The following is a 1,052-nucleotide window of genomic DNA, read 5'->3' as shown; positions in this document are numbered from 1 at the left end:
CGCCCCCCCCATCACCCCCCCCGCCCCGTTTTAAAATCCTCCCCCCGCTCGCGCCGCCCACCCCGCTGGGTCGCCGGGGCCGATTCTTTTGTGGCGCAGCACTGTTCACCTTCCGCTCGGGAGCCTCGTTGTCGTTCGCTTCGTTAACGAGATCCGGCCGCGACGTCAGCTCGTTGTCATCCGGGGTTAACACGGGCGTCGGAAACTGTTGGGAGAACGGTGGATCGGCGGACTTCGAGAGGGCGGCATGACGGACCGAGTGCGACTGGAAGCCGAATTGCGCGGAGTGGCGGGCGATCTGGACGATGTGGCCGGGCGCATCAGGGACGTGCTCTGCGCGTTGCGCGCCGCGACCGCCCCGAACGAGGGCAAGTGGGGGACCGACGAGTACGGGCAGAACTTCGCGGGCGGCAACGGCTACATCGCCTCCGCCGAGAACCTCGAAGGCGTGATGGAGTCCAAATCCGTGTTGCTCGAGACCTATTCGACAGCGTTGCGCGATGCGGCCGATCTGCTGCAGGGCACCGACCACGGCAACGCCGCGAACATCTGAGATCGCGGCCGGAAGGCACGACGATGGTGGACGACATCGCCAAGGCGCAACTGGCGGATCTGATGGATTCGGTGCGATCGGGAGTGCGCGAGATCGCGCGGGTCCAGCGGGAAAGGGCGCGGCTCACCGCCACCGGCCACGGCGCGGGCCGTCGGGTCGAGGTCACCGTCGATGCCGACGGGGCGGTGATCGAGACCCGGCTCGCGCCGGAGGCCGACGAACTGTCCCGTCAGGAACTCGCGGCCGCGGTGACCGCCGCCGCGCAGGACGCCGCGGCGAAGGTCCGGCGCAGGTCGCGGGAGCTGATGGCCGCGCTGGAACCGCAGCACGCGAGGATGCCGAAGCTGTCGGAGTTCGTGCCCGGCATGCCGGACGTGCAGGATCTGGTCCCGCAGCCCCCGGAGCCGCCGACCACACCGCCGCGCGAGCGGGACTCCGCGACGGGCCGCGGCCGGGCGCCCGCCTTCACCGAGGTGGTGCCGTGGGAGCACGGCACGCG

2 protein-coding genes are annotated in these 1,052 nt (G+C 70.4%); both read left to right on the top strand.

The window, feature by feature from the left end; translation table 11 throughout:
• Positions 1–247 precede the first annotated feature (247 nt).
• Positions 248–553 (top strand): WXG100 family type VII secretion target, encoded by a 306-nt coding sequence (locus tag QH283_RS03060; protein WP_280501501.1) that lies wholly within the window; start codon positions 248–250, stop codon positions 551–553.
• 23 nt (positions 554–576) lie between these two features.
• Positions 577–1,052 (top strand): YbaB/EbfC family nucleoid-associated protein (locus tag QH283_RS03055; RefSeq protein ID WP_280501500.1); only part of this gene is annotated, 476 nt, incomplete at its 3' end.

The sequence above is a fragment of the Nocardia farcinica genome (genome assembly GCF_029867845.1).
Classification (GTDB): Bacteria; Actinomycetota; Actinomycetes; order Mycobacteriales; family Mycobacteriaceae; genus Nocardia; species Nocardia farcinica_A.
The sequence above is the reverse complement of the archived record's forward strand: the minus strand, read 5'-3'. Positions and strand labels throughout refer to the sequence as shown.